At 71.7% G+C, this 4,991-nt stretch carries 5 protein-coding genes and 1 pseudogene; 2 read left to right on the top strand and 4 right to left on the bottom strand.

All coding sequences use genetic code 11. From position 1 onward, the window contains the following. Positions 1 to 367 precede the first annotated feature (367 nt). Positions 368 to 781: pseudogene (locus OO54_RS40555) on the top strand (tryptophan--tRNA ligase); the annotation flags it as partial. On the opposite strand, the gene OO54_RS40550 reads toward OO54_RS40555, so the two are convergent. Beyond that, positions 748 to 1,791: a GlxA family transcriptional regulator gene (locus OO54_RS40550; protein ID WP_051787901.1), complete on the bottom strand. Its 1,044-nt coding sequence runs from the start codon at positions 1,789 to 1,791 to the stop codon at positions 748 to 750. The pseudogene OO54_RS40555 and the gene OO54_RS40550 sit on opposite strands and share 34 nt — an antisense overlap. Positions 1,792 to 1,836: 45 nt before the next feature. Between OO54_RS40550 and OO54_RS40545 the strand changes: the two genes are divergently transcribed. Continuing rightward, positions 1,837 to 2,451 (top strand): cysteine hydrolase family protein, encoded by a 615-nt coding sequence (locus tag OO54_RS40545; protein ID WP_017240003.1) that lies wholly within the window; start codon positions 1,837 to 1,839, stop codon positions 2,449 to 2,451. A gap of 1 nt (position 2,452) precedes the next feature. On the opposite strand, the gene proC is transcribed toward OO54_RS40545, so the two are convergent. From proC to OO54_RS40530, 3 genes are all read right to left on the bottom strand, one after another. Next, positions 2,453 to 3,262 (bottom strand): pyrroline-5-carboxylate reductase, encoded by an 810-nt coding sequence (proC, locus tag OO54_RS40540; RefSeq protein ID WP_033212650.1) that lies wholly within the window; start codon positions 3,260 to 3,262, stop codon positions 2,453 to 2,455. Between the two features lie 84 nt (positions 3,263 to 3,346). Continuing rightward, positions 3,347 to 4,084: an ABC transporter permease gene (locus tag OO54_RS40535; protein WP_033212649.1), complete on the bottom strand. Its 738-nt coding sequence runs from the start codon at positions 4,082 to 4,084 to the stop codon at positions 3,347 to 3,349. After that, on the bottom strand, positions 4,081 to 4,991 hold a 911-nt coding region (locus OO54_RS40530), incomplete at its 5' end, for an ABC transporter ATP-binding protein (protein ID WP_033212648.1). The genes OO54_RS40530 and OO54_RS40535, both read right to left, overlap by 4 nt.

The following is a 4,991-nucleotide window of genomic DNA, read 5'->3' as shown; positions in this document are numbered from 1 at the left end:
CTTTCCGGTCCCTTTCGCTTTCGCTCCGGGCCCTTCCGGCGGTTCCGACTCTATCAGATCCTTTCGGCGTCTGATTCCCAGTCAGCGGGGTTTGTCTTTTCGGCTGTTGGGCCGTTCCGACGAGTGAGACTTTAGCGGATTTCCTGCCCCCGACGCTAATCGGGCGGCTGCGCTCAGACCTTCGAACGCGGATTCCTCATTTCGCAAAAACGCACGGAAAGCGAGACGACACGGCAAAGCGTCGTCAGCTTCTGAGGATCTTGCGGAATGGCTGTCCGGGGCCGACCGGGGTCGGTGCTCACGTCGGACAACTCGGAGAACAGTACGGATCGGGGAATCCCGTGTCAACCCCGGGCCTGGGGTCGTGTCGAGGACGGGGAAGTCCCACGCGGACGGGGCCGGGATCGTCCAGCTGCTCGACGACGCGAAGACCGTGCGGAGGGAGGTCATGCGGGCCCCGACGGACAGCGGGCGTGAGGTCGAGTACGACCGGGAGCTGAAGCCGGGGATCGCGAGCCTCCTCGATCTGCTGGCGGCCGCCACGGATGGGAACCCGGAAGACCTGGCCGGTGTACATGAGATGTACGGGTCGTTGAAGAAGGACACGGCGGACGCCGTCGTCGAGCTGCTGAGGCCCCTGCGGGAACGGCATGGCGAGCTCGCGGTGGACCCCGGTCATGTGGACCAGGTGCCAAGGGACGGGGCCGAGCGGGCCCGGGGGACGGCTCGGCCGTTGGTGGACCGGGCCTATCGGGCGATCGGGCTGTTGCCCGCGGGGTGACGGAACGCGTTGCGGTAGTCGCGCGGGCTGGTGGAGAGGTGCGAGGCGAAGTGCTGGCGCATCGTGATCTCGCTGCCGAAGCCCGCGCGGCGGGCCACCTCGGGGAGGGGGTGGTCGGTGAGTTCGAGGAGTTTCTGGGCGGCGGCGACGCGCTGGGTGATGAGCCAGTGCAGGGGGGTGGTTCCGGTGGTGGCCTGGAAGTGGCGGGCGAAGGAGCGGGGGGACATGCCTGCGCGGGCCGCGAGGCTCGCGACGGTGTGCGGTTCCGCGAGGTGGGCGAGTGCGTGGGCGCGGACGTCGGCGAGGGCGTCGGCGTCGCGGTCGGCGCGGGGGGTGGGGTGCTCGATGAACTGGGCCTGGGTGCCCGTGCGGAAGGGCGCGGTGACCATGGAGCGGGCGATGGCGGCGGCCGCTTCGGCTCCGTGGGCGGTGCGGACGAGGTGGAGACAGAGGTCGATGCCTGCGGCGGTGCCGGCCGAGGTCCAGATGCCGGAGTCCTCGACGAAGAGGGCGTCGGGTTCGACCTGGATCGCGGGGTGGCGGGCGGCGAGGATCCGGGCCAGGTGCCAGTGGGTGACGGCGCGGCGGCCGTCGAGGAGTCCCGCACGGGCGAGGACGAAGGCGCCGGCGCAGAGCGAGGCGACGGGGATGCCCGCGGTGTGGGCGCGGCGGAGGGCGTCGAGGACCGGGGTGGGGAGTTCCGCGTCGGGGTTCTCGATGCCGGGGACGACGACGAGGTCGGTGGGGATGAGGTCGTCGAGCCAGTCGAGTGCGCGGTCGGGGGTGAGGGTGAGTCCGCCGCGCAGGGGGATGGGGGTGTGCGGGTCGGCGGCGACTCGGCGGAGTTCGAAGGGAGGGACGCCGCGGAGGGTCCGGTCGCTGTCCCAGACCTCGGTGATGACGGAGAGGTCGAAGCCGCGGATGCCGGGGAAGGCGAGGAGTGCGATGCGCTGGGGGCGGGGTGTGGGGGGTGGCGGCACGTGTGGCAGTAAACCATCGGTCGCTGTCATTCGCCCCTCTGGGAGAGGGTGCTCGGCGGCGGGAGGATCGTGGTCATGGAGATCAACGAGAACGCGGCGCTGGTGGTCATCGACGTGCAGAAGGGCTTCGAGCAGGAGTTCTGGGGACGTCGGGACAACCCGGACGCCGAGCGGAACATCGCGGCCCTGATCGACGTGTGGCAGGAGACGGGGCGGCCGGTCGTCTTCGTGCGGCACGACTCTCGGCAGCCGGGTTCGCCACTGGAGCCGGGGACCGTGGGGAACGACTTCAAGGACTTCGTCGAGGAACGGCGGGGAAAGGGGGCCGGTCCTGAGGTACTGGTCACGAAGAGCGTGAACTCGGCGTTCTACGGGGAGCCGGACCTGGACGCCTGGCTGAAGGGCGTGGCCCGCGGTGGAGCCGCCGAGGGACACCGTGGGCAGATCGTGATCGTCGGGATCCAGACGAACATGTGCAACGAGACGACGGCCCGGATGGGCGGGAACCTCGGGTACGACGTGCTGTACCCGCTGGACGCGATGCACACCTTCGACCTGGCCGGGCCGTTCGGCTGGACGCAGACGGCGGAGGAGCTGACCCGGGCGACGGCGGTGTCGCTGCACGGCGGGCGGTTCGCCCGGGTCGTGACCACGGAGGACGTGCTGAAGGGCGCGGCCTCGGCCGTGTAGGTCAGCCGTTGCCGGAGGCGAGTTCGCGGCTGCGGTCGCGGGCGGCCTCGAGGGCTGCGATGAGGGCGGCGCGGACGCCGTGGTTCTCCAGTTCGCGGATGGCGCTGATGGTGGTGCCGGCCGGGGAGGTCACGGCTTCGCGGAGCTTGACCGGGTGCTCGCCGCTGTCGCGGAGCATCACCGCGGCGCCGATGGCGGCCTGGACGATGAGGTCGTGGGCCTGGGCGCGGGGCAGGCCCAGGAGGATGCCGGCGTCGGTCATGGCCTCGACGAGGAAGTAGAAGTAGGCCGGGCCGGAGCCGGAGAGGGCGGTGGCGGCGTCCTGCTGGGACTCGGGGACGCGGAGGGTCTTGCCGACCCCGCCGAAGATCTCCTCGGTGTGGGCGAGGTGCCCGGGGGTGGCGTGGCTGCCGGCCGAGATGACGGACATGCCCTCGTCGACGAGGACGGGGGTGTTGGGCATGACGCGGACGACGGGGGTGCCGGCGGTCAGGCGCTCCTCGATGAAGGAGGTGGGGATGCCGGCGGCGGCGCTGATGACGAGTCGGTCGGCGGTGACGTGGGGGGCGAGCTCGTCGAGGAGGCGGCCCATGTCCTGGGGCTTGACGGCCAGGATGAGGGTGTCGGCGCGCTTGGCGGCCTCGGCGTTGGTGACGGTCTCGACCCCGTAGCGGGTGCGGAGCTCTTCGGCGCGTTCGGCGCGACGGGCGGTGACCAGGAGGTTCGCGGGGCGCCAGCCGGCGCGGATCATGCCGCTCAGGAGCGCTTCACCGATCTTGCCGGTGCCGAGGACTGCGACGGTCTGGGTCATGGCTCTGTTCACCTCGCCGGAGGGGGTACGTGTCGTCATCCTCGCACCGGTGGGCCGGGGGGCGTGCGGGTGTCCGAGGGGCGGTCACGCGGTGCGGCGGCGGAGGGTGGCCGCGCCGAGGCCGAGGACCAGGAGGCCGCAGCCCGCGACGACGAGGACGTCTCGTACGAAGTCGCCGGTGACGTCGGGGTGCCTGAGGACCTCGTTCATGCCGTCGACGGCGTACGACATGGGCAGGACGTCGGAGATCGCCTCGAGGGCGGGGGCCATCCGGTCGCGCGGCGTGAACAGGCCGCAGAGCAGGAGCTGGGGGAAGATCACCGCCGGCATGAACTGGACGGCCTGGAACTCCGAGGCGGCGAAGGCGGAGACGAAGAGGCCGAGCGCGGTGCCGAGGAGTGCGTCGAGGAGCGCGACCAGGAGCAGGAGCCAGGGGGAGCCGATGACGTCGAGGCCGAGGAACCAGACGGCGAGGCCGGTGGCGAAGGCCGACTGCAGGATGGCGAGGAGGCCGAAGGCGAGGGCGTAGCCGCCGATGAGGTCCGCCTTGCCGAGGGGCATGGCGAGCAGGCGTTCCAGCGTGCCGGAGGTGCGTTCGCGGAGGGTCGCGATGGACGTCACCAGGAACATCGTGATGAGCGGGAAGATCCCGAGGAGCGATCCCCCGATGTTGTCGAAGGTCTGCGGGCTGCCGTCGAAGACGTAGCGGAGCAGGACGAGCATGACGCAGGGCACGAGAAGCAGCAGGGCGATCGAGCGCGGGTCGTGGCGCAACTGACGCAGGACGCGGGCGGCGGTGGCGAGGGTACGGGCGGGGTTCATGACCGGGGCTCCTCGTGGGTGTCTCGGGCGGGGCCTCGGGTGGGGGCCGGGGGCGTGCTTCCGGCGGGGGCTTGGGGGGCGGTTTCGGTACGGGCCGCCGCCGCGGGGGCTTCGGGGGTGGCTTCGGTACGGGCTTGGGCTGCGGCGTCTCGGGCCGCGGCGGCGTCGACGAGGCGGAGGAAGGCCTCTTCGACGGTGGCGGTGTCGTTGCGTCGGCGGAGGTTCTCCGGGGTGTCGTCGGCGAGGATCTCGCCCTCGCGCATGAGGAGGAGCCGGTGGCAGCGTTCGGCCTCGTCCATCACGTGGGACGAGACGAGCAGCGTGGTGCCCCGGTCCGCGGCGATCTGGTGGAAGAGGTCCCACAGGTCGCGGCGGAGAACGGGATCGAGGCCGACGGTGGGCTCGTCGAGGACCAGGAGTTCCGGGGTGCCGAGGAGCGCGACGGCGAGGGAGACCCTGCTGCGCTGCCCGCCGGAGAGCCGGCCCGCGAGGAAGTCCGCGTGCGAGGTCAGGTCGACGTCGGTGATCGCCCGGTCGACGGCGGCGCGGCGGTCGTGGCGCAGGGCGCGGCCGGGGAGCAGCACGGCGGCGAAGTAGTCCAGGTTCTGGCGGACGGTGAGGTCGTCGTAGACCGACGGGGCCTGGGTGACGTACCCGATGCGGGAACGGAGCGCCGGGTCGCCGGCCGGGCGGCCGAGGACCTGGAGGGTGCCGCCGACTCTGGCCTGGGTGCCGACGATCGCGCGCATGAGGGTGGTCTTGCCGCAGCCGGAGGGGCCGAGGAGGCCGGTGATGCGGGCGGTGGGGATGTCGAAGTCGAGTCCGCGGAGGACCTGGCGGTCGGCTCGGGTGGTGGTGAGGTTTCGGGCGGTGATGGCGGGGGTGGCGGTGCCTTGGGGGGTGGTGG

It is taken from the genome of Streptomyces wedmorensis (assembly GCF_000716445.1).
Lineage (GTDB): Bacteria > Actinomycetota > Actinomycetes > Streptomycetales > Streptomycetaceae > Streptomyces > Streptomyces wedmorensis.
This window is presented reverse-complemented; position numbering and strand designations above follow the sequence as displayed.